The 23,071-nt window shown below is 60.9% G+C and carries 25 protein-coding genes; 6 read left to right on the plus strand and 19 right to left on the minus strand.

Annotated elements, in window-relative coordinates; genetic code table 11:
* Nucleotides 1-45 precede the first annotated feature (45 nt).
* Nucleotides 46-228: a hypothetical protein gene (locus tag PH558_RS31040; RefSeq protein ID WP_285208181.1), complete on the minus strand. Its 183-nt coding sequence runs from the start codon at nucleotides 226-228 to the stop codon at nucleotides 46-48.
* Between the two features lie 64 nt (nucleotides 229-292).
* Here PH558_RS31040 and PH558_RS31045 point away from each other — a divergent pair, with 64 nt between their 5' ends.
* Entirely contained in the window at nucleotides 293-664 is a 372-nt protein-coding gene (locus PH558_RS31045; protein ID WP_483314216.1) for a hypothetical protein, read from the plus strand.
* A gap of 282 nt (nucleotides 665-946) precedes the next feature.
* Here the strand turns inward: PH558_RS31045 and PH558_RS31050 are convergent, their stop codons facing one another.
* The 9 genes from PH558_RS31050 to PH558_RS31090 all read right to left on the minus strand — a co-directional run bounded on the left by PH558_RS31050 (nucleotide 947) and on the right by PH558_RS31090 (nucleotide 8,586).
* Nucleotides 947-1,219, minus strand: coding sequence for a hypothetical protein (locus PH558_RS31050; protein ID WP_285208183.1), 273 nt, complete (start codon nucleotides 1,217-1,219; stop codon nucleotides 947-949).
* A gap of 265 nt (nucleotides 1,220-1,484) precedes the next feature.
* Nucleotides 1,485-2,114, minus strand: a complete 630-nt coding sequence (locus PH558_RS31055; protein ID WP_285208184.1) for an outer membrane protein — start codon at nucleotides 2,112-2,114, stop codon at nucleotides 1,485-1,487.
* A 228-nt stretch (nucleotides 2,115-2,342) separates the two neighbouring features.
* The gene (locus tag PH558_RS31060) at nucleotides 2,343-2,516 is read right to left on the minus strand and encodes a hypothetical protein (protein WP_285208185.1); all 174 of its coding nucleotides are present in this window, start codon (nucleotides 2,514-2,516) and stop codon (nucleotides 2,343-2,345) included.
* 18 nt (nucleotides 2,517-2,534) lie between these two features.
* On the minus strand, nucleotides 2,535-3,599 hold the full coding sequence (locus tag PH558_RS31065; RefSeq protein ID WP_285208186.1) for an ABC transporter ATP-binding protein: 1,065 nt from the start codon (nucleotides 3,597-3,599) through the stop codon (nucleotides 2,535-2,537).
* On the minus strand, nucleotides 3,596-4,525 hold the full coding sequence (locus PH558_RS31070) for a PfkB family carbohydrate kinase (protein WP_285208187.1): 930 nt from the start codon (nucleotides 4,523-4,525) through the stop codon (nucleotides 3,596-3,598). Before PH558_RS31070 ends, PH558_RS31065 begins: the two co-directional genes overlap by 4 nt.
* Nucleotides 4,526-5,548, minus strand: a complete 1,023-nt coding sequence (locus PH558_RS31075) for an SIS domain-containing protein (RefSeq protein ID WP_285208188.1) — start codon at nucleotides 5,546-5,548, stop codon at nucleotides 4,526-4,528. It lies immediately after the preceding gene.
* The gene (locus PH558_RS31080) at nucleotides 5,545-6,390 is read right to left on the minus strand and encodes a carbohydrate ABC transporter permease (RefSeq protein ID WP_095433470.1); all 846 of its coding nucleotides are present in this window, start codon (nucleotides 6,388-6,390) and stop codon (nucleotides 5,545-5,547) included. The genes PH558_RS31075 and PH558_RS31080 overlap by 4 nt, the downstream gene beginning before the upstream one ends.
* A complete protein-coding gene (locus PH558_RS31085; RefSeq protein WP_095433471.1) occupies nucleotides 6,390-7,274 on the minus strand; it encodes a carbohydrate ABC transporter permease in 885 nt (294 codons plus the stop codon). The genes PH558_RS31080 and PH558_RS31085 overlap by 1 nt, the downstream gene beginning before the upstream one ends.
* A 73-nt stretch (nucleotides 7,275-7,347) precedes the next feature.
* On the minus strand, nucleotides 7,348-8,586 hold the full coding sequence (locus tag PH558_RS31090; RefSeq protein ID WP_113410194.1) for an extracellular solute-binding protein: 1,239 nt from the start codon (nucleotides 8,584-8,586) through the stop codon (nucleotides 7,348-7,350).
* 212 nt (nucleotides 8,587-8,798) lie between these two features.
* Here PH558_RS31090 and PH558_RS31095 point away from each other — a divergent pair, with 212 nt between their 5' ends.
* A complete protein-coding gene (locus tag PH558_RS31095; protein WP_285208189.1) occupies nucleotides 8,799-10,001 on the plus strand; it encodes an ROK family transcriptional regulator in 1,203 nt (400 codons plus the stop codon).
* A 3-nt stretch (nucleotides 10,002-10,004) separates the two neighbouring features.
* Here the strand turns inward: PH558_RS31095 and PH558_RS31100 are convergent, their stop codons facing one another.
* Nucleotides 10,005-10,340 (minus strand): DUF6665 family protein, encoded by a 336-nt coding sequence (locus PH558_RS31100; RefSeq protein WP_112722954.1) that lies wholly within the window; start codon nucleotides 10,338-10,340, stop codon nucleotides 10,005-10,007.
* 254 nt (nucleotides 10,341-10,594) lie between these two features.
* Between PH558_RS31100 and PH558_RS31105 the strand changes: the two genes are divergently transcribed.
* The gene (locus tag PH558_RS31105) at nucleotides 10,595-11,128 is read left to right on the plus strand and encodes a methylated-DNA--[protein]-cysteine S-methyltransferase (protein WP_113410196.1); all 534 of its coding nucleotides are present in this window, start codon (nucleotides 10,595-10,597) and stop codon (nucleotides 11,126-11,128) included.
* A 95-nt stretch (nucleotides 11,129-11,223) separates the two neighbouring features.
* Here the strand turns inward: PH558_RS31105 and PH558_RS31110 are convergent, their stop codons facing one another.
* The 5 genes from PH558_RS31110 to PH558_RS31130 all read right to left on the minus strand — a co-directional run bounded on the left by PH558_RS31110 (nucleotide 11,224) and on the right by PH558_RS31130 (nucleotide 17,516).
* The gene (locus tag PH558_RS31110; protein WP_285208190.1) at nucleotides 11,224-13,227 is read right to left on the minus strand and encodes an aldo/keto reductase; all 2,004 of its coding nucleotides are present in this window, start codon (nucleotides 13,225-13,227) and stop codon (nucleotides 11,224-11,226) included.
* A 51-nt stretch (nucleotides 13,228-13,278) separates the two neighbouring features.
* Nucleotides 13,279-14,367 (minus strand): ABC transporter ATP-binding protein, encoded by a 1,089-nt coding sequence (locus PH558_RS31115; RefSeq protein WP_112722951.1) that lies wholly within the window; start codon nucleotides 14,365-14,367, stop codon nucleotides 13,279-13,281.
* Between the two features lie 15 nt (nucleotides 14,368-14,382).
* Nucleotides 14,383-15,219 (minus strand): carbohydrate ABC transporter permease, encoded by an 837-nt coding sequence (locus tag PH558_RS31120; protein WP_095433478.1) that lies wholly within the window; start codon nucleotides 15,217-15,219, stop codon nucleotides 14,383-14,385.
* A complete protein-coding gene (locus PH558_RS31125) occupies nucleotides 15,216-16,076 on the minus strand; it encodes a carbohydrate ABC transporter permease (RefSeq protein WP_095436111.1) in 861 nt (286 codons plus the stop codon). Before PH558_RS31125 ends, PH558_RS31120 begins: the two co-directional genes overlap by 4 nt.
* A gap of 165 nt (nucleotides 16,077-16,241) precedes the next feature.
* Nucleotides 16,242-17,516 (minus strand): ABC transporter substrate-binding protein, encoded by a 1,275-nt coding sequence (locus PH558_RS31130; RefSeq protein ID WP_069615354.1) that lies wholly within the window; start codon nucleotides 17,514-17,516, stop codon nucleotides 16,242-16,244.
* 86 nt (nucleotides 17,517-17,602) lie between these two features.
* Between PH558_RS31130 and PH558_RS31135 the strand changes: the two genes are divergently transcribed.
* Nucleotides 17,603-18,556, plus strand: coding sequence for a helix-turn-helix domain-containing protein (locus tag PH558_RS31135; protein ID WP_244575294.1), 954 nt, complete (start codon nucleotides 17,603-17,605; stop codon nucleotides 18,554-18,556).
* Between the two features lie 60 nt (nucleotides 18,557-18,616).
* Nucleotides 18,617-19,387: a TIM barrel protein gene (locus PH558_RS31140; RefSeq protein WP_285208191.1), complete on the plus strand. Its 771-nt coding sequence runs from the start codon at nucleotides 18,617-18,619 to the stop codon at nucleotides 19,385-19,387.
* A gap of 97 nt (nucleotides 19,388-19,484) precedes the next feature.
* On the opposite strand, the gene copD is transcribed toward PH558_RS31140, so the two are convergent.
* Both copD and PH558_RS31150 read right to left on the minus strand, forming a co-directional pair.
* Nucleotides 19,485-20,369 (minus strand): copper homeostasis membrane protein CopD, encoded by an 885-nt coding sequence (gene copD, locus PH558_RS31145; protein ID WP_113410199.1) that lies wholly within the window; start codon nucleotides 20,367-20,369, stop codon nucleotides 19,485-19,487.
* Between the two features lie 18 nt (nucleotides 20,370-20,387).
* A complete protein-coding gene (locus tag PH558_RS31150; RefSeq protein WP_162751523.1) occupies nucleotides 20,388-20,750 on the minus strand; it encodes a hypothetical protein in 363 nt (120 codons plus the stop codon).
* Here PH558_RS31150 and PH558_RS31155 point away from each other — a divergent pair.
* Nucleotides 20,749-21,522 carry a metallophosphoesterase family protein gene (locus PH558_RS31155; protein WP_483314215.1) on the plus strand — a complete coding sequence of 258 codons (774 nt, stop codon included), beginning with the start codon at nucleotides 20,749-20,751 and terminating at the stop codon, nucleotides 21,520-21,522. The two genes, PH558_RS31150 and PH558_RS31155, sit on opposite strands and share 2 nt — an antisense overlap.
* Nucleotides 21,523-21,529: 7 nt before the next feature.
* Here the strand turns inward: PH558_RS31155 and PH558_RS31160 are convergent, their stop codons facing one another.
* Nucleotides 21,530-23,011 carry an NAD-dependent succinate-semialdehyde dehydrogenase gene (locus PH558_RS31160; RefSeq protein ID WP_285208192.1) on the minus strand — a complete coding sequence of 494 codons (1,482 nt, stop codon included), beginning with the start codon at nucleotides 23,009-23,011 and terminating at the stop codon, nucleotides 21,530-21,532.
* Between the last annotated feature and the right edge of the window lie 60 nt (nucleotides 23,012-23,071).

Genomic DNA, 23,071 nt, shown 5'->3' on the forward strand with positions numbered 1-23,071 from the left:
ACTTCTTCTTCGATGGCAATCCTAGCTCAGCGTGTCTCTTACTCTTCAGATTCCAGAATGCAGCATTGCTCCGGCACCGGCACGAGCATCGCGCTGCTTTAGCGCCCAGCTACCCCGCAACCAGAACGACAAGACGCGATCCAGCAAAGCGCGCGCTGAGAACAGCGCAATTCCGATCCCGAAAAGATTGCGGCTGATGCCGCAGAGCGCAATGCTGCCGTAATCCATGAGACGTACCCCTGTCCGCAATCTCCCTTCAGTTGCAAAGGACGTTCTGATGATTGCCACTCGCATGAAGCGGCTCTATCGCGAAATTGCCGCGCTTACGGTCCTGCTGATCCTGTCGGCCTGCGCTTCACAGATCATGAAGAGCTATATCGGGGCGCCGATCAGCAGCGTGATGCTGGACTACGGTCCGCCGGATAATGTCTATGATCTCGGCCCCGGCGCGCGCGCCTATCAGTGGCGCAAGCAGAAGACGCAGGTAGTGGCAGGCCAATCCAGCGGCGAAATCCGGGATACGCGTCGCGGCAAGCGTTATGAAGTCACCGAAACGCCTGGCTACGTCGAGCATACGGAATGTTTCTACACATTCTATACCCGAGGCTCCGGCTCCGATTGGTATGTGACGAGCTTCCGCCAGCCTTTGCTCGAGTGCGAATAAGTCCCGCTGGCTGCTTGGCTCCAAGGTCTGAAAGGCAGTTCGTCATCTCGGCCGCCATGGCTTGATATTTACAGTACCAATTCGCGCGCAATTTGCCGATAATATCACGATTGGAAGAGGGAGAGGTGATCCAGACGCAGGCTGGCTCGACATCTCCGGGGCGCTTGTCATTCCGCTGTCTTCGATAGGCGCCGAAGGATTCTCGCAGACCACGGATGTCGGCACTCAACGAGCCATGACTATCCAGCGAAGTGATGATGCCGCTGTTCGCAAGGGATCACCTCAATCCCGGCCTGGTTCGTCAATTTTGCCCCATCGCCAACGCCATGGGGCATCGCTTTTCCACCAGGCAACACAAATCAGCACTGCAGTCGAGAAGATGATCGCCGCGGCGTAGCCGATTGGATGACTCTCCGCGTGAGGCCCACCGACGAAGATAATGGCCGTCAACAACAGCGCATAGATAACAAGTGCGATCCAGCCTTGCCAACGGTAAGACAGGTCGGCTCCGTAGCCGTATGCTTTGACATGGAACCATGGGGCTTGGTTTCTCATACCGTCGATCCTTCGGTGGAGCGGTCATTGCTCCGCTGCGCTTCTTCACCAGCATTGTCAGTCAACTTTCGAGCAACGGCAAGACCGCCAATCGTGCGACACGTGGTGGCTACGAATGGTTTCGATTGCATGCAGATGAAACGGCTGATTTTCATGACTAAGAGCGGCGAAGGGACCGATTCGGGGTTTGATCAATCATCCTCCACCGCTCTCCGTCGGGTAGGCCCTGGCTTGAAAAGCCGTACCGACCTCTGCAAATAGGCGATCAGAAGCGATAGTTCAGGCCTGCTTTGATGACGTGATCGCGCAGATCGGTTTTCGACTTGCCGCTCGATGTCGTCGTGGAGACGTCGTTAGTCATGACGTAGTTGTATTCGATCTTGGCCGACAGCCCGACGCCGAAGCCCTGTTCGACGCCGCCGCCGACAAGATAGCCCTGCTTCCAGCCGCCGGAGGTGGAAACGCCCTTGCCGCCTTCGAACTTCGTCATCGTCAGACCCGCCGTGCCATAGACGAGCGTGCGATCGAAGGTCAGGCCGGCCTTCGCCTTGGCAGCACCCCGGAAGCGTTCTTCCACCTTGCCGTTCGGTACGCGTATCTCGTTGTTTCCGAGGTATGAGCCCTCCAGCTCGGCGCCGACAATGCCTGGCCCCACCTGGAAATTGTAGCCGGCTTGCACGCCGCCGGTCAGACCCTTGCCGCTGGCGAAAGGGTTGAACTTAGGCGAGGCGATACCGCCATGAGCGCCGAAATAAGCGCCGCTCCACTGGAAGGCCGGCGGCCGGTCATAGCCGGCATCCGGGGCTTGATAGGTGGTGAGATCGGCTGCGGAAGCGTTGGTCGCGGCCGTCATGGCCAGAGCCGTGAATAGAATAGATTTTGCGCTGAGCGACATTGCTAACTCCATACGAAACCCATGCGCCATTCCTGGCTCGCAAGTCTCTGTTTGCGTTGGAGAACCGGATATCGGTTCCTGCTGCTCTCCGATGCTGTCCGTCTTGGGAGCGGATCAACGTCAGGAGATGCAGGTCATTTTGCCGGTGAGAATTGCGGGTACATTGCAGGATTCGAAAATATTGAAAAATTATTGAATATTTTTATAGGGTTGAGCAGAATTTCTTAATCATTTTTTAAGGATGAGGTGCTGCCAGGCCCTGAGGGCAGCCGTCGCGGAATGTCGGGCGAAATCGGGGCAGATCGGCATGATATGCGCCATGCCGCGTCCTTCCACGCTGATGATGACAGGAATCCCGATCGCACCATCTCCGGGATCGCGGGCGCCATCCTCGGCGACCATTATCTGAATTCGAAAGATCTACTCGCAGCGCTGGCCGCTTGCGCGATCGAAGAGATGTAGCGCGCTGGCATCGAAGGCGAGCTTGAGCGTCTGCCCTTCCGCAATCGCGGTGCGCGGCGGCAGGCAGGCCATCAGCCGCTGCGAGCCCGCCTGCGCCGTCACGATGAGCTCGGGGCCTGTGAGTTCCGCGACCTCGCAGATAGCCTCAAGCTTGCCGCCTTCCTCAAGGCGCAGCGTTTCCGGCCGGATGCCGATCACCAGCTGCTGGCCTGGGCTGATATCGGCTTTTGTCGCCGGCATCGGCAGGGTGATCGATGTTCCGTCGATGCGGAGCAAACCTTGATCGGCAGTCGCGTTCAAAAGGTTCATCGGCGGCGCGCCGACGAAGGTCGCGACATAGAGTGTTGCCGGATGATTGTAGATCTCATCCGGCGTGCCGAGCTGTTCGATACGGCCGTCGCGCATCACGGCGATCCGGGTTGCGAGCGTCATCGCCTCGATCTGATCGTGCGTCACGTAGACGACGGTTGTCTTCAGCATCTGGTGCAGGCGCTTCAGCTCGGTGCGCATCTCCATGCGCAGCTTGGCGTCGAGGTTGGAGAGCGGCTCGTCAAAGAGGAAGACTTCCGGCTTGCGCACAAGGGCACGGCCGATCGCCACGCGCTGGCGCTGACCGCCCGAAAGCTGGCTCGGCTTGCGTTCGAGCAGCGCTTCGATCTGCAAGAGTTTCGCCGCCTCGCGCACCGCCTTGTCGCGATCTGCGGCAGGCACTTTGCGCATTTCCAGGCCGAAGCCGATGTTGCGGTGGACAGAGAGGTTCGGGTAGAGCGCGTAGGACTGGAACACCATGGCAATGTCGCGGTCCTTCGGATGCACGCCGAGCACGGAGCGTTCGCCGATGCGGATATCGCCGCTCGTCGCCTCGGCAAGGCCGGCAATGATGTTCAGAAGCGTGGATTTGCCGCAGCCGGACGAGCCGAGCAGCACCAGGAACTCGCCGCTTTGGAGCGAAATATCGATGCCCTTCAGGGTCTCCACTTCGCCGTAGCTCTTGCGGATGTTCTGGATTTCGAGCGCGCTCATTGAACGGCCTCCTCGGATGCGTTGGCCGGGCCATAGCTGCGCGGCAGAGTGGAAATGGCGCGGGACGCGACCGCGGTCCCGGCCGAAAGGCAGGCTGCAGTCGGCTCGCCGCGGACAAGGGCGGCCAGGAAGCCGGCATTGAAGACATCGCCGGCGCCGATCGTATCGACCACCGTAACTTTTGGCGCTGTAGCCGAAACAAGCTTGCCGTCGGCATCGATGGCGATCGCACCATCCGGACCGCGCTTGACGACGAAGATGGCGCCTTCTGGCATCAATGCATGGAGTGCGCGGGCGGCTTCAGCGGGATCGTCCATGTCGGCTAAGGTCGTCGTCTCGACCTCGTTCATCAGCGCCACGCCGCAGCGGGAAAGCCAGCGTCGCGTGGCATCGCAATTTTCCTTAGTCCAGCCGTCGAGCGGCCAACCGGTATCGAGCGCGACGGTGATTCCATGCTTGTCGGCCCAGTCGAACAGGGCGTCGTAATCCCGCTTGAGATCTTCTGTGAGGAAGGCGCCACAGAGCAGCGCATAGCCACCGGCAAGTCGTTTGCCGTCGAGCACCGTCAGCACATCGCCGAAATTGAAGCGCGGCAGGTGCCCGCGCGTCGTGAAGAATGTGCGTTCGCCGTCGGGATGCGTGATGCCGACCGAGAGCGTCGTTCCCTCGGGACGTACCGGCCATTTGCTGCTGCGCGCGCCAAAGGCTTCGCTGAGCCAGCACCCGAACTGATCGCTGCCGACGTTGGCCGCGATCTCGTAATCGACGCCGAGGCCTTCCCAGGCAAGCGCACTATTGCCCGCCTGGCCGCCGACACGCAGCTCGTCATGATCGACGATGATCTCAGTGCCGGCCTTAGGCCATGGTGCCGCCGGCCCAAGGATCAGGTCGATATTGACGTTGCCGATGACTGCAAGCGGCTTCATTCATTCGCTCCGGGTGATCTTGGTGGAGCGCACCGGCGTGCCGGCATTCTGCACCCGCTGGTCCGCAAAGGTGATCATCAGCGACTGGGCGACGGGCAACATCCGGAAGATGGCGGCAAGGCCGGTTTCCGGCTTGAAGCGTAGGGTGACACAGCCGGGAACCGGCTCTTCTTCGGAACCATCGAAGACGATAACCGGCGCGCCGGTTTCGATCGCGGAAACGGCCATAGCCGTCACGAGGCCGGCCGTCGCATCATTGCCGCGGAAGAGGACGACGCCGATCGAGGGGCCGAGCATTTCCATCGGACCATGGCGCAGCTGGCCGCCTTCAAGCGAGAAGCAGGGACGACGGGAAAGTTCGGTGAGGCCGAGCGCCAAGGCCTCGGCAACGCCCTGCAGCCGGCGGCCCGAGGTGACGACCGTCGCGACATTGGCGAGGGCCGCAAGCGCCGGCTTGATATCGAGGGCTTCGGGCGCGCGAAGCACGGCGAGCGCAGGCGCCGGATCCTGCCCGAGGGCGGTGAAGATCGCCAGATGCAGCGCGAAGGTGACGGTGAGGCTGCGGGTTGCCGCAAAGGCAAGCTCGGTACCGCCGGCGCCGACAAGAGAAAGCGCGTTTTTTGCAAGAAAGGAGCTGCCCTCCAGCGTCAGGCCGAAAGTCTCGGCAGTGCCGCCCGTCTCGTTGAACCAGCGCAGCACTTCGGCACTTTCACCGGATTGCGAGGTCATGAAGATCGTACGGCCATCCAGCGACAATGGCTGGCCGAGCTGTTCGGAAAGCGGCAGGGCGATCGCATCGATGCCGGCGGCGCGATAGAGCGGCTCGACGGCACGATTGACCGCGTGGGAACCGCCCATGCCGAGCAGCAGGAGCCTGCCGGTGCGTTTCAGCGAGGCAGCGGCCTTGGTGGCCATCTCGGCAGCGGCCTCGAAGGAGGCGAGTGCATCGGCATGCTGGCGGGCCATTTCGCGGTCGATAGCGGCAAGGCCGGCGGGGCGGGTTTTCTCTTTGGTCATGGTCATCCCTTGACGCCGCCATTGGTGAGGCCCGAGATCAGGGCACGTTGCATGACAAGGCCGATCAGCACCGGGGGCAGGGCGGCCAGCACACCGGCAGTCGCGATCAGTCCGTAATCCGAGACACGGCCGCCGGCGAGATCGGCAATGGCGACAGTGAGGGTCTTGGCGCGCTGGTCCGAGGTAAAGAGCAGCGCATAGAAGAATTCATCCCAGGCTAACAGGAAGGCAAAAAGCGCCGAGGTCGCCATCACGGGCATCGCAAGCGGCAGTGTGATGATTCGCAGCGTCTGGAACAGCCCGGCGCCATCGATCATGGCAGCCGCTTCGATCTCCTTCGGAATGGAATCGAAGCCGGATTTCATCAGCCAGGTCGTGAATGGCGCGAGAATCGTCAGATAGACGAGCGCCAGGCCGAAAACGTTGTTGAGCATGCCGAGATGGGCAAGGCCCATATAGAGCGGCACGGCAAGCGCCACCGGCGGCAGCATATAGGTGGCGATGACCATGGAAAGCGACCATCCGACGGACGGCGTGCGCGACACGGCCCAGCCGGCAGGGATAGCGAGCGCGATTGCCGCGATGGTCGCCATGCCTGCGACTTCGATGCTGTTGCGCAGCGACGAGGTGAAGGCGGCACCCTCGCTGTTTTCCAGCGTCGACAGCAGCAGCTTGTAGCGCGAGAAATCCGCCGTCTGCGGCCACCAGCGCAACGGCTTGGCGGCGAGATCGGCAGCCGGCGAAATGCTCATGATGAAGAGCCAGGCGATCGGTGCCAGGATAACGATGGCGAGGAGGAGGGCGCAGACATAGATGAAACAGGTGAAGAGCGGGCTTTGGCGTTCCATCAGGTGGCACTCCCTGCGGTTTTGCGGACAAGGGCGGCATAGGCCGCGGCAAGTAGCGTGACCAGCAGCGTGACGATGAGGGCGAGTGACGCGCCGGACCCCGCTCGCTGGAAGGAGAAAGCCTCCTGATAGACGAGGATCGATAGCGTGCGCGTGCTGTTTGCCGGGCCGCCGCGTGTCATCACCCAGATGATGTCAAAGACCTTGAAGGCCTCGATGGTGCGCAGCACCAGCGCCACCATAAGCGGTCCCACAAGATAGGGAAGGATAACGAAGCGGAAGCGCTTGAAGGGGCCGGCGCCATCGACCAGCGAGGCGGCGGTGATATCGCGCGGCACGGCCTGCAGGGCGGCGAGCGCAATCAGCGCCACGAGCGGGAAATTCTTCCAGCAGTCGGCAACGATGAGCGCCGTCAGTGCCGTGCCCGGCTCGCCGAGCCAGGAGCGATAGGCGTCGACGAGGCCAAGCTGGGTGAGGGCTGCGTTCAGCGCGCCATATTCGGGATTATAGATCAGCCGCCACAGCGTTGCGTTGACGACGGTCGGCAACGCCCACGGCAGGATCATCAGCGCGCGCAGCACGCCGCGACCTTTAAAATTCTGGTTGAGCAGCAGGGCGGCCAGCACGCCGAGCACCATTTCGGCGGCAACGGAGACGATCGCGAACCACGCCGTGGTAATCAGGGTGCGCTGGAAATTGGAATTCGCCAGCATCTTCGCGTAATTGTCGATGCCGACGAAATTACCGCCGGTTCCCACAAGCTTGGCATCGGTGAAAGAAAGGCCGACCGTGTCGACGAGAGGCCAGCCGATGACGGCGATCATCACCACAAGCAGCGGCAGCATCAAAAGCCAGGCGCGAGTTGTCATAGAGGTGCCGGACATGGCGGGCCCCTTCTTTCATTCTTCATGGAGGAGGTAAGAGGCGGGCGGCGATTGGCGCCGCCCGATAAGGGTATCAGAGACCGCTATTGTCGGCAGCAGACTTCAGTGCGTCTTCCGGAGAAGACTGGCCGAGCAGCGATTCCTGGATCGCCTGCTGAAGTGCGGTAGACAGTTCCTGATATTTTGGCGTCGTCGGACGCGGATACATGGCGGCTAGGCCGACCTTTGCGGCCGCGATCAGTTCTTCCTGACCCTTCGTCACGGCCGGATCGCTATAGGAAGAGGCCCAGATCGGCAGGCTGAGCTTGGCATACTGGTTCTGCGTTGCCTGCGAGGTCATGAAGGAGATGTACTTCCAGGCCTCGTCCTGATGTTTACTGGCAGAGGTGATGCCGAGGCCCATCGAGCCGTTGACGGCGGAAGCCTCGCTCTTGCCGGCAACGCCAGGTGCTGGCACGACGCCGACCTTACCCGCGACCTTGCTGTCCTTCGGGTCGTTTGCCATGTTGTACATATAGGTCCAGTTCAGCGCGAAGGCGGCATCGCCGTTTTCGAAGACCTTGCGGACGTCCTCTTCGAGGAATTCCTTGGAGTTCGGGTTGGTGAGGCCGGACTTGTAGCTGGTGACCATGTATTTCAGGGCATCGAGGCCGCCGCCGGTCTGGAAGTCCGGCTTGCCGTCCTTGATGAAGTCGCCCTTGTAGGCGCTGACGAGCGTGGCGTAGTCGCAGATTGCGGCTTCGGCCTGTGACCAGCTCCAGGCGATCGGCGTTGCCAGAAGACCCTTGTCCTTGATGATTTTCGCCTGTTCGTTCAGTTCGTCCCAGGTCTTCGGCGGCGTCTTGATGCCGGCCTTGTCAAGGATGTCCTTGTTATAGAACAGGTACTTGGTATCGAGGATCCACGGCATGCCATAGTACTTGCCGTCATATTGGACCGTCGTCCAGGCACCCGGCAGCACGCTCTTCTTCGTGTCGTCGGAGATGCGCGAGGAAACGTCGACCAGAACCTTGTTGGTCGCGTATTCGGCCGGCCAGATCACGTCGAAGAGCACGACGTCGTAGCCGCCTCCGGACCCTTGAGCGAGCACGGTCTTATCGTGCAGGCCTTCATAAGGGACGAATTCGAGATTGACCTTGATATCGGGATTGGCCTTGGAAAAGGCATCCGTCATGGCGCGCACGTCGGCTTCGCTATAGGCAGCCTGCGCCATGAAGAGCGCATTGATCGTGGTTTCGGCAAAGGCGTGCGAGGCGAAGGATACGCCGATCAGCGCTGCGCCGAGCAATGTCTTGTTCAATGATTTCAACATTCCATCCTCCAGTTTTTGACAGTCACGCGATTTTTCCCTTGGCGGCTGACGTCGCCATCGGTTGTCGAGCAGGCAATTGGCCGGGCTGGCTGCCGAACATTGATCGGAGCGTCGCTTAAGTTCCCCGGTGAAACTCTGTGGTTTCTTTTAAGTCAATTGTCTTGACTAATTTGTTCTTCAATATTCTATTGCTGTCAAGAGGGCAAAAGCGGATGAACGATATTCGCCCGATCAGGGCTACCAGCGGAACGAACCACGAAGGCACCAGCGCCCATAACCGGCGGGTGATCATCGATGCCCTGCGGTTGAATGGTGCGCTCTCCCGCGCCGATCTCGCCCGCGCCACCCGCCTGACGAAACAGACCGTCTCCAACATCATGGAGGAGCTGGAAAACGATGGGCTCGTCACATCGAGGGAAACGGTGCGCCGCGGTCGCGGCCAGCCCTCGACGCCCTATGGTCTTGTACCGGAAGGCGCCTTCGCCATCGGCCTGCAGATCGACCGCCACATCACACGCGCCATTGCCGTCGATCTCGTCGGCAATGTCCTCATTCGTAAGGAAGCGAACCTGCCAGCGGGCGGCCCGGCAACTGGCACGCCCGTCGTCTTGCAGCTCGTGGAAGACGTGCGCAGCGAATTGAAGCAGCGCGCGGCTCAGTCGGAGAAGCGCCTCGTCGGCCTCGGTGTCGCAATGCCAGGCCCGTTCGGTATCGAGCAGGAGGATGCCGACAATCCCTGGATGATGGGTGCCTGGCAGCGCTTTCCGCTGCTGGAAACGCTCTCGGCCGGAACCGGCCTCAACGTCACCCTGCAGAATGACGCCGCCGCCTGCGCGACCGCCGAACGCATGGTCGGCGCCGCACATGGCCTTGACCATGCCGTCTGCCTCTATGTCGGCTATGGTATCGGTGCCGGGCTCATCCTCGGCGGCGAGCTTTATAGCGGTGCGCATGGCAATGCCGGCGAAATCGGCATGGCGCTGCTGACATCAGGCGGAAAACAGACCCAGCTGGAGCATCGCGCCTCGTTGGCTTCGCTCTACGATCACCTCAGCGTCGATCCGATGGCGCCGGATATCTATTCGCTGATAGACAAGCGCGCCGCTGCCGACGATCCCGATATTCTCGCCTGGATCGAAAGGGCGGCGATCGACCTGCGCTGGAGCGTGCAGCTCATCGAAACCATCTTCGATCCGCAGACGGTGATTCTGTGCGGCGGCGCGCCCCCGGCGCTCGCAACGCGGCTGATGGCCGCCATGCAGCCGCTTTTGCCCTCCAATGCCGATCGTCCCGACCGGTTGCTGCCGCGCCTGCAGCTCGGCATGACCGATCCCTGGGCAGTGGCGCGCGGTGCGGCGGCAGAGCCGATAGGCCACGCCTTCGATCCGCGTTTCCAGGCGATCTTGAAATCCTGATATTCAGGGATGTCTCGGGCTGGCGCCGAGGCGGGCAAGCACCTTGTTCGGAATGCCGTAGCGCTGGATGACATCGCGGCCGTTGCGCAGGCCGCAGATCTCGCGATGGATGAACATGGCCCAGACGGCTTGCGCGGCGATATCCACCAGCCGCTCGTGCTCGATGCCCTCCTTGCCCTTGGCCTCGCCCTCCTGCAAGGCTGCAAGCGCCGCTTCCACCTTCATGCCGTGATGGCCGAGCGTACTGGCGCGTTCCGACATCATCTCATATTCGAGAATGCCGAGGCCGGTCTCGTTTGTCTGCGAAGGATTGAAATTGCGCGGCGGGCGAACTGTCATATCGGGCTCCGCATGCTGGATGATCTGTTCTTCGCCGATTCTACACAATTCCAGCCTATTCCCCAAGCGTGCGCATAGAGGCTGCGTCATCTTGCGGCTGAGCACATGAATCCGAAAATCGCGGGATTTTCCTGCCTGCCGTCCGTTTTCGGGTGGTTGCAAGCCGTCATTTGAGGTCCAATAGCGACATAAGTGCTCCATCAGAGGCAATCTCGCCCGATGCCACGAGCGCAATTCAAAGAAAGGATATCGGCATGACCAAAGCGCAGAAAAATGCGGAAAAGCAGTATGTCTATCGCATCATGAACTCGCCCGTTGGCGCCTTGAAGCTCGTCGGCAGTGATGATGGCCTTGCCGCGATCCTCTGGGACAATGACCGGCCCGGCCGCGTGCCGCTGTCGATCGTAGCCGAAGATGACAGCCATCCTGTGCTGGTGGAGACCGAGCGGCAGCTGCGCGAATATTTCGCCGGCAAACGACGGACTTTCGATCTGCCGCTCAATTTTGCCGGTACGGAGTTCCAACAGAAGGTCTGGCAGGCGCTGCTCGCCATTCCCTTCGGCGAAACGCGCAGCTACCGGCAGATCGCGACCGAGATTGGCTCGGCAAAGGCAATCCGCGCCGTCGGCGCCGCCAACGGCCGCAACCCGATCTCGATCATCGCACCCTGTCATCGTGTCGTGGGATCGGCCGGTGATTTGCGCGGGTTCGCCGGCGGTCTCGAGCGCAAGGCCTATCTGCTGCGGCTCGAAGGGGCTGATGCGGCGACATTCGGCTTTGCCGCGTGATCGTTTGATGGTCATTCAGGCAGGCATGAAAAAGCCCATCCGATCTCCCGGATGGGCGTTTTGTTTCAGCGCTGCTTGACGGCGCCAGACCTATTTCAGCCCTCGAGCCACTTCACCTGTTCCGGCGTCAGCTTGATGTCGAGCGCCGAGAGGCTGTCTTCCAGCTCGGCGATCGTGCGCGGTCCGATCAGCGGTATCACAGGGAAGGGCTGCGCGACGACATAGGCAAGCGCGATATGGATCGGGCTGCGGCCGAGCTTCTGCGCCAGTTCGATCGCCCTGTCGCGACGACCGAAATTGCGGTCGGAATACCAGACGCGAACCAGTTCCTCATCGTCGCGCTTGTCGCGGCCGGCGCGGTCGGTGAAGAAGCCGCGGCCCTGGCTCGACCAGGCGAAGTTCGGGATCTGCTTGGCATTCAGCCAGGCCTTCCACTCATCGTCCGAGGCGGCGATGCAGCCGGCCCAGATCGGGTCGAGCATTTCCGCGAGCGAGAAGTTGTTGGAAAGGGCCGCCGGTGCCGTCTTGCCGTTCTTCTCGGCATAGGCGATCGCCTCGTCGAAGCGGGCGCGCGTCCAGTTTGAGCCGCCGAAGATGCCGCGAATGCGGCCGGCCTTCACTTCGGCATCCATCGCATCGACGAACTCGCCGACCGGAACGTCGGTATTGTCGCGATGCATGAAGTAGATGTCGACATAGTCGGTCTTCAGGCGATTGAGGGATTGGTCGAGCTGCTTGGCGATCACATCCGGATAGCAGAGCGGCGAATGCGCACCCTTGCCGATCAGCACGATCTCCTCGCGCGGCACGTTGCGGCTGGTGTGCCAGTCGCCGAAGATGCTCTCCGTCTTGCCGCCGCCATAGACGTAGGCCGTGTCGAAGGCATTGCCGCCGGCTTCATAGAAGGCGTCGAGCGTCAGCGAGGCGGCTGCGAAATTCGGGAAGAATTCGAAGCCGAGCGTGACGATCGATGCCGGCTTTGAGATACCCGGAATGCTGCGCTTCGGAATGCTGTTGCCCTTGGTGACGGTCGCGCCGGCGATGTTCTGCGTCCGTTTTGCTGCCTTCTCGACGCTATATTCCAGGCCGATCGACGTGCGCCATTGGTCGAGCACCTTGAGGTTTCCGATCGAATCGACCCAGCTGATGCCGGGATATGCGAATTCCTTGTTTCCGGCGCGGATGGCATCGCCGGCCGCATCGACCTCGAAAGAATAGAGCCAGCGATCTTCCTTGACCTCGATCGTCTCTGTCTCGCCACCCTTGATGACGTCGATCTTGCCGATGCCGCCCTTGTGGCCTGAGGCGAACCAGAAGTCCTTGACTTCGATACGGCCTTCGGAGCCGATGATGCGCAGCGTGTTGTCCTGGTTCGCCATGATCGAGCAGGACACTTCGGCGATGATGCTATTGGGGAACTTCAGGACGGCGGAAGCCCATTCGTCGACACCGGTCTGGCCGAGGTGGCCGACGCCCGATACCTTTTCCGGATCGAGGAACGGCTTGCCATCGACCGCACCGGCGATCAGGCGGGCCATAGAGACCGGATAGCCGCCGACATCGAGAATGCCGCCGCCGGCCGTCTCATTGGCAAACAGCCGGTGTTCCGGATTGACCTTGCCCATGTTGAAACCAAAGGATGAGCGGATGATGCGCAAGTCGCCGATCACGCCGCTCTTGACGAGCTCGATCAGTTTCGCCGTCTGCGGATGGACGCGATACATGAAGGCTTCGCCGGCGAAGACACCGGCCTTCTTGGCTTCATAGTAGATGGCTTCCGCATCGAAGGCCGAAAGCGCGATCGGCTTTTCGACGAGCACATGCTTGCCGGCGCGGATCGCCTTGATCGCCCATTCGGCATGGCCGGTGTGCGGCGTGGCGATGTAGACGGCGTCGATCTCCTTGTCGGCGAGCAGGGCTTCATAGCCATTGACGATGCGCGCGCCCGGGAAACCGTCGCCGAGACCCGGCTTGTCCGGGTTGCGGCTGGCGATCGCCACCAGCTTGCCGCTGCGGGAATGGGCAATACCATCGGCAAAAGTCTGTGCGATCCTGCCGGGGCCGATGATGCCCCAGCGGATTCGTGTCTCAGTGGTCATGGAACGATCCTTTCCTAAATCTGCATGCTGTCTTGGGAGAATAGGCAGCGCTTACCGCAATCGGTTGCCAGCGCTGTCGAACAGGAATGTCTTGGCGGCCGAAAGCGCCACGGTGAGCTTGTCGCGGTTGCCCGTGTTGCGGGACTCCTCGCGCTCGATGACGATCTGCTCGCCGCCTTCGATATTGGCGTAGATGTAGCTGGTATTGCCGAGATGCTCAGCGACATCGACATCGACGGTCATGTCGACGTCGCCGCGCCCCGCTTCGAGGAAATGTTCCGGACGGACGCCGAGCGTCACCGGCTGGCCGACTTCCACCTTTGCCGAGGAAACGGGCAACGTCAGGCGGATGTTGCGCTGGCCCTTGAGCACGACGGCGATGCGGCCCTGCTGATTGTCAGCCACCTCAGCCTGCAGGAAGTTCATTTTCGGCGAGCCGACGAAGCCTGCGACGAACTGGTTGGCCGGGTCGTCATAAAGGTCAAGCGGCGCGCCTACCTGCTCGATATTGCCGCCGCGCAGCACGACGATCTTGTCGGCGAGCGTCATGGCTTCCGTCTGGTCGTGGGTGACGTAGATCATCGTCGTGCCGAGCTTCTTGTGAAGGCGCGAGATTTCGACGCGCATCTGCACGCGCAGTTCGGCGTCGAGGTTGGAGAGCGGCTCGTCGAACAGGAAGATCTGCGGTTCGCGCACGATGGCGCGGCCGATGGCGACGCGCTGGCGCTGACCGCCGGAAAGCTGCTTCGGCCGACGCTGCATCAGCTCCGTAATCTGCAGGATCTCGGCGGCCTGCTTGACGCGACGATCGGTGTCGGCCTTCGGATTGCCGTTCATGCGCAGCCCGAAATTAAGGTTCTGCTCGACGGTCAGGTGCGGGTAGAGGGCATAGGACTGGAAGACCATGGCGATGCCACGATCGGCCGGTTCCACGTCATTGACGATACGGCCGCCGATCTTGAGCTCGCCGCCGGAAATATCCTCCAGCCCGGCGATCATACGCAGCAGTGTCGACTTGCCACATCCGGACGGCCCGACGAAGACGACGAATTCGCCGTCCTTCACCTCGAGATTGGCGCCGTGGATGATTTCCAGCGAACCGTAGCGTTTGACGATATTGGTGAGAGAAAGTTCAGCCATACGGATCTCCCGGAATTATTTGATTGCGCCGGCGGCAATGCCGGCGATGAAGTGGCGTTGCAGGAGAACGAAGATGATGAGGATCGGCGCCGTCAGCATTACGGCACCGGCCATGATGCCGCCCCAGGAGACCCTTGTGAGGCCGATCAGCGTTCCGAGCGCCACGGGTGCGGTCATCATCCCCGGCCGGGAGTTGATGAGCAGCGGCCATAGGTAGTTATTCCAGGAGGCCAGAAACAGGATGATGGCGAGTGCCGCCATCGTCGGCCTTGCGAGCGGCAGGGCGATGCGCAGGAAGATCTGCCATTCCTTGACGCCTTCGACGCGGGCGGCGTCAAAGAGCTCGCCTGGCATCATCGAGAAGGCCTGACGCATGAACAGCACGCCGAGCGAATTGAAGAGCGGCGGTACGATCAGCGCAACCCATGTATTCGCCAGCCCGAAATCGCGCGCCACCATGATGAATTGCGGAATGATGACGACGGAGTAGGGCAGCGTGATTGTGCCGAGGATGATGCCGATGACGCCCGAACGGCCGGCGAACTGGTAACGCGCCAGCGCCCATCCGGCCATCGATGTCAGCAGGACGGACAGGAAGGTGTAGACGACCGCAACGACGATGGAGATCGTCATCGCGCCGATGAAGTTGGTGTCGGCCTGCAGGTTCCGGAAGTTGTCCATGAAACCGGTCGACGGTGTCAGGATGATGCCCGGGCTGAAAATGCCGTAATCGGGCATGGTCGAGAAGACGAACATCATCCAGAGCGGAAACAGCCAGATGATGGCGAGCGGCGCCAGCAGGCCATGCAAGGCGATCGAGCGGATCAGAGTGGATCTGGATTTTGATTTCATTTCGGTTCGCGCCCCACCCAGAGATTGAGAAGAGAGATGGCGACAGCAAGCGCCGCCATCGTATAGGCGATCGCCGAGGCATAGCCGAAGTTGGTCGACTGGAAGGCCTGGCGATAGAGCAGCAGGCCGAGCGTTTCCGTCCCGCCGCCGGGGCCACCCCTGTTGGTGATCAGATATGGTTCGGTGAAGAGCTGCATGGTGCCGATGACGGACAGGACCACGCAGAATAGAATGATCGGCTTCAGGAGCGGCAGTGTGATGTGGATGAACTGCTTGAAGCGGCTGACGCGGTCGAGGGTTGCAGCCTCGTAGACATCCTCGGGGATCGATTGCAGCCCGGACAGGATGATGATGGCGTTATAACCTGCCCAGCGCCAGGTGACGGCGATGATGATGAGGACCATGGCGGCATGGGAGTCGGCAAACCACGATATGGGTGCTATGCCGATGCCACCGAGCAGCTTGTTGATGATGCCGAAATCGACGTTGAACATCAGGCGGAAGACCGCGGCATAGGCGACCTCGCCAACGACGACGGGCGCGAAGAAAGCGAAGCGAAAAATGCCACGTGCCTTCAACAGCGGTGAATTCAGCAGCACCGCCATGACAGTGGCGAGCGTGATCATGACCGGCACCTGAACGATCAGAATGATCAGCGTATTTTCAAGCGCGTTGTAGAATGCCGGATCACCGAACAGCCGCCCCCAATTTAGCGACAGGTTGAAGGTCCACGGATTAACCCGGGTATTCTGGAACGAGATCAGGAACGAATCGATGATCGGCCAAACCCAGAAAGCGGCGAATACCAGAAGATAGGGTGCAAGGAACGCATAGGCGCTCCGGTTTCGCAACCGCATGAAAGCCTTCTCCTTTAAGCGCAGGGAAATGATGCGTGACATCGCATCCCCGCCGCCCTCTAGAGCGTGACGCCGAAAAGTGTAGGCGGTTTTCGGGCGACGTCAGGCTCTAGAGGGCGGCGGGGATGCCGGGCGCGGCTTGGGATGCGCGCCCGGCAGTGTCACTCATTTCGCAAGCGGCAAGCCCGTCGCCGAGGCGATCTGCTGTGCCGCATCATCGAGCGCGGCCTTGCCGTTTGGATAGCCGCCGGCAAGATATTTCGTCTGGACGGCTTTGATGATCTCATCGGCGTCGCTGAAATATTGCGTACCTGGGCTCGGATGGATTTTCGGCAGGGTGGCGAGGATATCGGCCCAGACCTTTTGCCCGCCCCAATAGGGCTGCGGTTCGTTGACGAAGGGATCCTTGACCGCCGTCAATAGCGACGGCACGAGACCGAAGGACTTCAGCATCGTCACCTGGCCCTCATTGGTGCCAAGCGTGTATTCGAGGAATTTCCAGGCAGCCTCTTTGTGCTTGGAGCCGCTGGCGATTGCGAGCGAGGAACCGCCGAGATTGGCCGCGTGCGGGCCGTCGGCCGTCATGCTCGGCATCGGGTAGACGCCCCATTTGCCGGCGAGATCAGGCGAGGTGGAGCGGACGGTGCCTTCATACCAGCCGCCATAGAGCTGCGATGCCACCTTGCTTGCAGTGTTCGCCTGAATTTTCTCGTTCCAGTTTGCCGCGGTCATCAGGCCCGCGTCCTTGATCTCTTTCACCTTGTCCAGCGCCTTGACGCAGCCGGGCTGGTTGACGGTGATGCTCTGGCTGTCACTCGAAAAATAGCCGCAGCCTTGTTCGTTGGCGAGCATGCGGAACCATTCGCTATCGCCATTGAGATCGGCCTGCGTCATGACGACACCGGGATTGGCGGCTGAGATCTTCTTGCCGGCGGCAATGAAATCGTCCCAGGTCTTGATCGTTGCCGGATCGACGCCGGCCTTTTCATACATGTCGCGGCGATAGAACATGGTAACCGGACCGGAATCCCACGGCATCGCGTAGGCGGCATCGCCGACTTCAAGCTCGGCGCGCTTGAAATCCGGGAACTGCTTCTTCAGCTCGTCGTTATAGCCGAGCTTCGTGAGATCGGTCAGGCAGTCCGGAAAGCGGTTCCAGAAGATCGAAGCCTTGTGGTTTTCGATCGACATGACGTCGGGCAGACCGTCGCCACCGGCGGCGCAAGCGGCCAGCATCTTATCGAAGACCTGCGGGTTGCCGATGTCTTGAACCTCGACCTTGATGTCAGGATATTTCTTGTTGAACCCCTCGACTGTGGACTTCAGCGCCGATGCGGCGATGTTCCAGCTCCAGACCGTAATGGTGGTTTGCTCAGCAAAGGCAGAACCGGAAGCGAGCAGGGCAGCAAGGGCCGTCGCTCCAGCAAGTTTTAAACGCATTGAAAATCCTCCCTTTTCAATTGCCGTCCTCAAGAGAACACGCTTAAACTAGCTGTCGGTACGCTTCTGTCTCCTAAAAAAGGAACATCGACTTGGCGAAAAGTAAGGTAGGTCAACGGGCGGTTTATCAGCCGGGCGCGAGCAGCGTCGAAGGGCTCCCAAACGTCCTGCAGATGTTTCATAACCACCCGTTGCCGATGGCAAAGCCGCATTGGCACGCGCAGGTGGAAGTCAACTACATCGTCCGCGGCACCGTGCATTACCGCATCGGCGATCACGAGCTTACTTTGAGAGCCGGCGAGATCTGCCTTTTCTGGGGCGGCCAGCCGCATCAGCTGGACGAGCTGTCGGAGGATTCGATCTATGCGGGCGCGCATCTGCCGCTCGTCCATTTTTTCCGCCTGCGGCTGCCGCTCGATATTTCCGGCCGCCTCATTCGCGGGCAGGCGCTGATAAGCTCGGCGACCGATGCTGCAGACGACGAAAATTTCGCCCGGTGGCATCGTTATGTCATGTCCGAAGACGGCGCCAAGGCCGAACATGCCGTCGCGGAACTTCTCCTGCGCCTGGAGCGCATCGCCTTCGAGCCCTATCGCATGGTGCCGGAGAAGCAGGAAAGCCTGACGAACGACCAGGCCCATCCGCAATCCTCGCGTAGCCTGGCGCGCATGTGCGACTTCATTGCCGATAATTTCCTGCACGACATCGATACGGTCGATATTGCCAAGGCCGCGCATCTCCACCCGAAATATGCGATGAACCTTTTCAAGAAATCCACCGGCATGACGTTGGCCAAATATGTGAACCTGCTGCGCCTGTCGCGCGCCCAGGCGATGCTGATGCGGGATGGCGCCAATGTGCTGCAGGTGGCGATGGACAGCGGCTTCGGCTCGATCAGTGCCTTCAACAAATCCTTCCGTCACATTGCCGGCATGACGCCTTCCGATTTCCGTCGCGACATGCGCGTGCTATCGGCAATGAATGTCGAAGCCATCAAGCCTTCGATGCATCGACCGCCGCAGCAACATTATCGTTCGTGAGACCTTGCGGCCATGAGCGATCTCGCGCATTGCTCCTCACCGATGAGGGAGGAGAATCTCATGCGGCAGTTTTCGGCTTGTATCGAGTGGTTATTCGCGCGCGACGGCGACGCTTTTGCCGATCGTGTCCGGCTGGCACATGCCGCGGGGTTCGATGCGGTCGAATTCTGGCACTGGACCAACAAGGACCTGGACGCGATCGCGGCTGCCGTCGCCGAGACCGGCATTGTGGTTTCCGGTCTTGTCGCGGAGCCGATGATCGCGCTGACGAAACCGGTAAACAAAGAGGCGTGGCTGAAGGGGTTGCGAGAGTCCGTTGCTATCGCCCAGCGCCTTGGCGCGCCGGTTCTGATCGCGCAGGCCGGCGATGATCTGCCGGAGTTTTCCCGTGCCGAGCAGCGCGCGGCCATCGTCGCTGCCCTCGGCGCCGGTGCCAATATTCTCGAAGGGTCCGGCGTGCGGCTCGGCCTCGAGCCGCTGAACACGAAAATAGACCATGCCGGCTACTATCTGTCCTCGACCGTAGAAGGCCTCGATATCGTCGATGAGGTCGGCCGCCCGGAAATCGGCATCGTCTACGATCTCTATCATTCGGCTGTCATGGGCGAGGATACGCGTGAGGCCGTCGGCGATCGCATCGACCGTATCGTCCATCTCCATGTTGCCGATCATCCCGGCCGTAACGATCCCGGCACCGGCCACATCGATCTGGCGGAGCGGCTGGATTGGCTGTTCGCCCAAGGCTATCGCGGCAGGGTGGGGCTGGAATACAAGCCGGCGACGCAAGATCCGGCGGCCGTTCGCGCCGTCGTGAAATCGCTCGGCGGTTAGAGCAATTCCAGGAAAAGTGCGTAGCGGTTTTCCGTCAGGAATTGCGTAAAACAAGGAGATAGAGCATTTTCGCGATTCGAAGAAAAGCGAAACGGCTCTAGACCGGCTCCATCATGCCGAAGACGGCGACGAGCCCGATGACGGCAATGCCGATGACGATCTCGGCGATGCTTCCAAGCCGGAGGACCAGCAGCGCGCGAGCCGGCTTGCGGCCGATCCAGGGAACGAAGACGTAGCGGTTGACGATGGCCAGCACCGCCATGATGGCGACCAGCCCGATCTTGATGGCAAGCAGCCTCTGATAGGACGAGGACCAGTCCATCGGCAGGCGTTTCAGGATCAGCAGCGTATTGACGATGCCGGAGAGGATGACAAGCGCGACTGCTGCGTGACCGGCATTGGAGAACCGGCGCAACGCCACTTGCGCTTCTGCCCGGCATTCCGGCTGTCCGAGAAGCGTGAGGATAGGGATCAGCGGCACCAGCGCCCCCAGCCAGCCGCCGCCGGCAAGCACATGCAGGATATCATTGGCCCTGTGCACCTGCTGCATCCATCCCTCCAGCATCGAGGCATGCCCGGTTAATGACAGCGAGGCAAGACCGAGGCCGGCGCCCAGGGCCATCCCATGGCGGCGCCGGCTCTGTGGCAACAGCAAGGTGCAAACCATCACGATGGCTGCCAGCACTTGTGCCTGCCATGCAATCCCGACCGTGGTTTCGAAAACCACATCATGCATCATGCCGCCATTGAGCGCATCGCTCCAGCCGTTGCCGATATTCGCCGTCGTTACCGGCAATGCGGCCAGTGCCGTTAAAACCGCAGTCGCAACAATCAGCAAAAGCGGTTTTGCAGCCATACGCCAAACGGCGTCGGCAAGCGCTCTCGGCACGAACAGAGAGAGATAGGCACAGGCGCCCCATAGAAACATCAGGGATGCGTCATGCAGGAAGCGGCAGAGTTGGAGCGCTGTCGTCGGTTCCATCAGGATTTCACGATAAGTTTACAGGCGCCATGAATGGGACGTTCCAGTTTGAGGCATGTCGTTTGCGGCGGCAATCCGGCAGGCAATATGCCGAAGCTGCCCGGCACCCATGTTTTTCTCGGGTTGAACGGTGGGAATTTCTCGCACCAACGTTGTCAGCGCGATAAGATTGCGGATACGCACTGTCAACTTTCTCCATGCATAAAGGCGCCGTTCGGGACGCTTTGCCGCAAGGCGGGTTGGTGCCGCTGGCCGAGGTCTGCCGTCGGAACCATTATCAGCGATGATTTCCGTCTTTCTGGCAAAGAATCGTCGCTTTTGAGTCCTTTTTGCAGACACAGTTGAGGCGTTCCGGGGCGTACGCTCGAAAGGCAGTTTCATGGCGGCATCCAGGATACGCAAAAAAATGGCCAATGGCTTCGGCCACCGTCGGCGCCGGGACTGGCTCGAACATCTCGACATGCCCACCTACGTCATCGGGGATGTCCACGGCCGTTACGATCTCCTCAGCGCACTGGAGCGCAAGATTTTTGCCGACGCGGCGGGGCTTCCCGGTCGAAAGCTCATCATCATGCTGGGCGACTTCATAGATCGCGGTCCGGCGTCAGCGCAAGTGGTTGGCCGCCTCATGGCGCCGCCGCCGAACGGTTTCGACCGCATCTGCCTCACCGGCAATCACGAAATGGCGATGCTCGCCTATGTCGATGGCGAGATATCTCTCGAGGATTGGGTGGCGCTGGGTGGTGATGCGACGCTCGCCTCATATGGCGTGGATATCCCTCGCCTTCAGCAATTATATCCCAAGCAGAAGAAGCTCGACACGTTTATCCGCACCTGGCTGCCCGATGATCACGTCAATTTCCTGCGCCGACTGCCTATTATGCTGGATACGCCAGAGGTGCTGTTCGTCCATGCCGGCATTGATCCGGATCGGTCGATTGCCGACCAGCAGGACGACGACCTGGTCTTCATCCGCTCGCGCTTCCACGACAGCGCACAGCCGCTGCCGAAGCTGATCATCCATGGCCACACGCCAGTCCAGCGGGCCGAAGTCAATGGCCTCAGGCTCAATCTCGATACCGGCGCCTTTTATACCGATCGGTTGAGCGCGGCCCGGCTGTGGCAGGGCCGCATTCATATCACTTCAACTTGATAGCCGGCTATAGATTGCCGATGCAGAGATACTTCATTTCCAGATAGTCGTCGGCGCCGTGGCGCGAGCCTTCGCGGCCGAGCCCCGATTGCTTGATGCCGCCGAAGGGTGCCGTTTCCGACGACATCAGGCCGGTATTGATGCCGACCATGCCGTATTCCAGCGCTTCCGCCACGCGCCAGACCTTTTTCAGGTCTCCGGCGAAGAAATAGGCGGCGAGGCCGAATTCGGTATCATTCGCCTGCTGAATGACATCCTCGACGGCGTCGAAGCGGAAAAGCGGTGCAACAGGACCGAAGGTTTCCTCGCGGGCGACCTTCATGCTCCGGTCGACGCCGGTCAGGATCGTCGGCGCGAAGAAGGTGCCGACACCCTCGATGCGCTTCCCGCCCGCCACAATGCGGGCGCCCTTGGAGACGGCATCCCGCACATGATCCTCGGCCTTGGCGACACCCTGTTCGTCGATCAGCGGCCCTACGGTCACGCCTGGCTTGAAGCCGTCACCCACGGAAAGTTCGCCCACTTTCGCGGCAAGCTTGGCGGCAAAGGCGTCATAAACGTTGGACTGAACATAGATGCGGTTGGCGCAGACGCAGGTCTGGCCGGCATTGCGATATTTCGAAGCCATGGCGCCTTCGACGGCGGCATCGAGATCGGCGTCATCAAAGACGATGAAAGGCGCGTTGCCGCCGAGTTCGAGGCTGACCTTTTTGATCTGGTCGGCGCACTGGCGCATCAGGATGCGGCCGACCTCCGTCGAGCCCGTGAAGCTGATCTTGCGCACCTTCGCATTGCCGCAAAGCTCGCGGCCGATCGCCGGGCCATCGAGGCCGACGATGATGTTGAGAACGCCTGGGGGAATGCCTGCTTCTTCGGCGAGAACGGCCAGCGCGATCGCCGTCAGCGGCGTCTGCTCGGCCGGCTTCGAGACGACGGTGCAGCCGACAGCAAGGGCCGGTGCGATCTTCCGGGCGATCATGGCGGCCGGGAAATTCCAGGGCGTGATCGTGCCGACGACGCCGACCGGCTGCTTGATGACGACCATGCGCTTGTCGTTGGACGGCGCGGGGATGGTTTCGCCATAGATACGCTTGGCCTCTTCCGCATACCATTCGACATAGGACGCGGCGTAGAGGATCTCGCCTCTGGCTTCCGGCAGCGGCTTGCCCATCTCGGCAGTCAGGATTGTCGCCAGCTCATCGGCATTGGCGATCATGAGGTCGAACCATTTGCGTAAGATTGCGGCTCGTTCTTTGGCCGGGCGGGCGGCCCAGGCTACTTGGGCACTATAGGCGGCATCGATCGCTGCCGTCGTCTCGGCGGCGCCCATATCCGGCAGCGAGGCAAGCACTTCGCCTGTCGCGGGATTGATGACATCGAAGGTCTTCGTCGCCCCGCCGCCCACCCAGGCGCCGTTGATATAGCCGGCGGCGCGCAGGAGGGGCGAAGAGAAGGGAACATGCTTGGTCATTGCTGTTGTAAAGGACATGCTATGCACTCCGACAGGTTTCGCCCGGCAGGCTGCACGGACGGATAAGGGAACTACGCG

This window comes from Rhizobium pantanalense, assembly GCF_030182525.1.
Lineage (GTDB): Bacteria > Pseudomonadota > Alphaproteobacteria > Rhizobiales > Rhizobiaceae > Rhizobium.

Bases quoted from the DNA above. Each gene is read 5' to 3' on its own strand.
- PH558_RS31040 (WP_285208181.1), bottom strand. From the start codon at position 228: ATGGATTACGGCAGCATTGCGCTCTGCGGCATCAGCCGCAATCTTTTC.
- PH558_RS31045 (WP_483314216.1), top strand. From the start codon at position 293: ATGAAGCGGCTCTATCGCGAAATTGCCGCGCTTACGGTCCTGCTGATC.
- PH558_RS31050 (WP_285208183.1), bottom strand. From the start codon at position 1,219: ATGAGAAACCAAGCCCCATGGTTCCATGTCAAAGCATACGGCTACGGA.
- PH558_RS31055 (WP_285208184.1), bottom strand. From the start codon at position 2,114: ATGTCGCTCAGCGCAAAATCTATTCTATTCACGGCTCTGGCCATGACG.
- PH558_RS31060 (WP_285208185.1), bottom strand. From the start codon at position 2,516: ATGGTCGCCGAGGATGGCGCCCGCGATCCCGGAGATGGTGCGATCGGG.
- PH558_RS31065 (WP_285208186.1), bottom strand. From the start codon at position 3,599: ATGAGCGCGCTCGAAATCCAGAACATCCGCAAGAGCTACGGCGAAGTG.
- PH558_RS31070 (WP_285208187.1), bottom strand. From the start codon at position 4,525: ATGAAGCCGCTTGCAGTCATCGGCAACGTCAATATCGACCTGATCCTT.
- PH558_RS31075 (WP_285208188.1), bottom strand. From the start codon at position 5,548: ATGACCATGACCAAAGAGAAAACCCGCCCCGCCGGCCTTGCCGCTATC.
- PH558_RS31080 (WP_095433470.1), bottom strand. From the start codon at position 6,390: ATGGAACGCCAAAGCCCGCTCTTCACCTGTTTCATCTATGTCTGCGCC.
- PH558_RS31085 (WP_095433471.1), bottom strand. From the start codon at position 7,274: ATGTCCGGCACCTCTATGACAACTCGCGCCTGGCTTTTGATGCTGCCG.
- PH558_RS31090 (WP_113410194.1), bottom strand. From the start codon at position 8,586: ATGTTGAAATCATTGAACAAGACATTGCTCGGCGCAGCGCTGATCGGC.
- PH558_RS31095 (WP_285208189.1), top strand. From the start codon at position 8,799: ATGAACGATATTCGCCCGATCAGGGCTACCAGCGGAACGAACCACGAA.
- PH558_RS31100 (WP_112722954.1), bottom strand. From the start codon at position 10,340: ATGACAGTTCGCCCGCCGCGCAATTTCAATCCTTCGCAGACAAACGAG.
- PH558_RS31105 (WP_113410196.1), top strand. From the start codon at position 10,595: ATGACCAAAGCGCAGAAAAATGCGGAAAAGCAGTATGTCTATCGCATC.
- PH558_RS31110 (WP_285208190.1), bottom strand. From the start codon at position 13,227: ATGACCACTGAGACACGAATCCGCTGGGGCATCATCGGCCCCGGCAGG.
- PH558_RS31115 (WP_112722951.1), bottom strand. From the start codon at position 14,367: ATGGCTGAACTTTCTCTCACCAATATCGTCAAACGCTACGGTTCGCTG.
- PH558_RS31120 (WP_095433478.1), bottom strand. From the start codon at position 15,219: ATGAAATCAAAATCCAGATCCACTCTGATCCGCTCGATCGCCTTGCAT.
- PH558_RS31125 (WP_095436111.1), bottom strand. From the start codon at position 16,076: ATGCGGTTGCGAAACCGGAGCGCCTATGCGTTCCTTGCACCCTATCTT.
- PH558_RS31130 (WP_069615354.1), bottom strand. From the start codon at position 17,516: ATGCGTTTAAAACTTGCTGGAGCGACGGCCCTTGCTGCCCTGCTCGCT.
- PH558_RS31140 (WP_285208191.1), top strand. From the start codon at position 18,617: ATGCGGCAGTTTTCGGCTTGTATCGAGTGGTTATTCGCGCGCGACGGC.
- copD (WP_113410199.1), bottom strand. From the start codon at position 20,369: ATGGAACCGACGACAGCGCTCCAACTCTGCCGCTTCCTGCATGACGCA.
- PH558_RS31155 (WP_483314215.1), top strand. From the start codon at position 20,749: ATGGCGGCATCCAGGATACGCAAAAAAATGGCCAATGGCTTCGGCCAC.
- PH558_RS31150 (WP_162751523.1), bottom strand. From the start codon at position 20,750: ATGAAACTGCCTTTCGAGCGTACGCCCCGGAACGCCTCAACTGTGTCT.
- PH558_RS31160 (WP_285208192.1), bottom strand. From the start codon at position 23,011: ATGTCCTTTACAACAGCAATGACCAAGCATGTTCCCTTCTCTTCGCCC.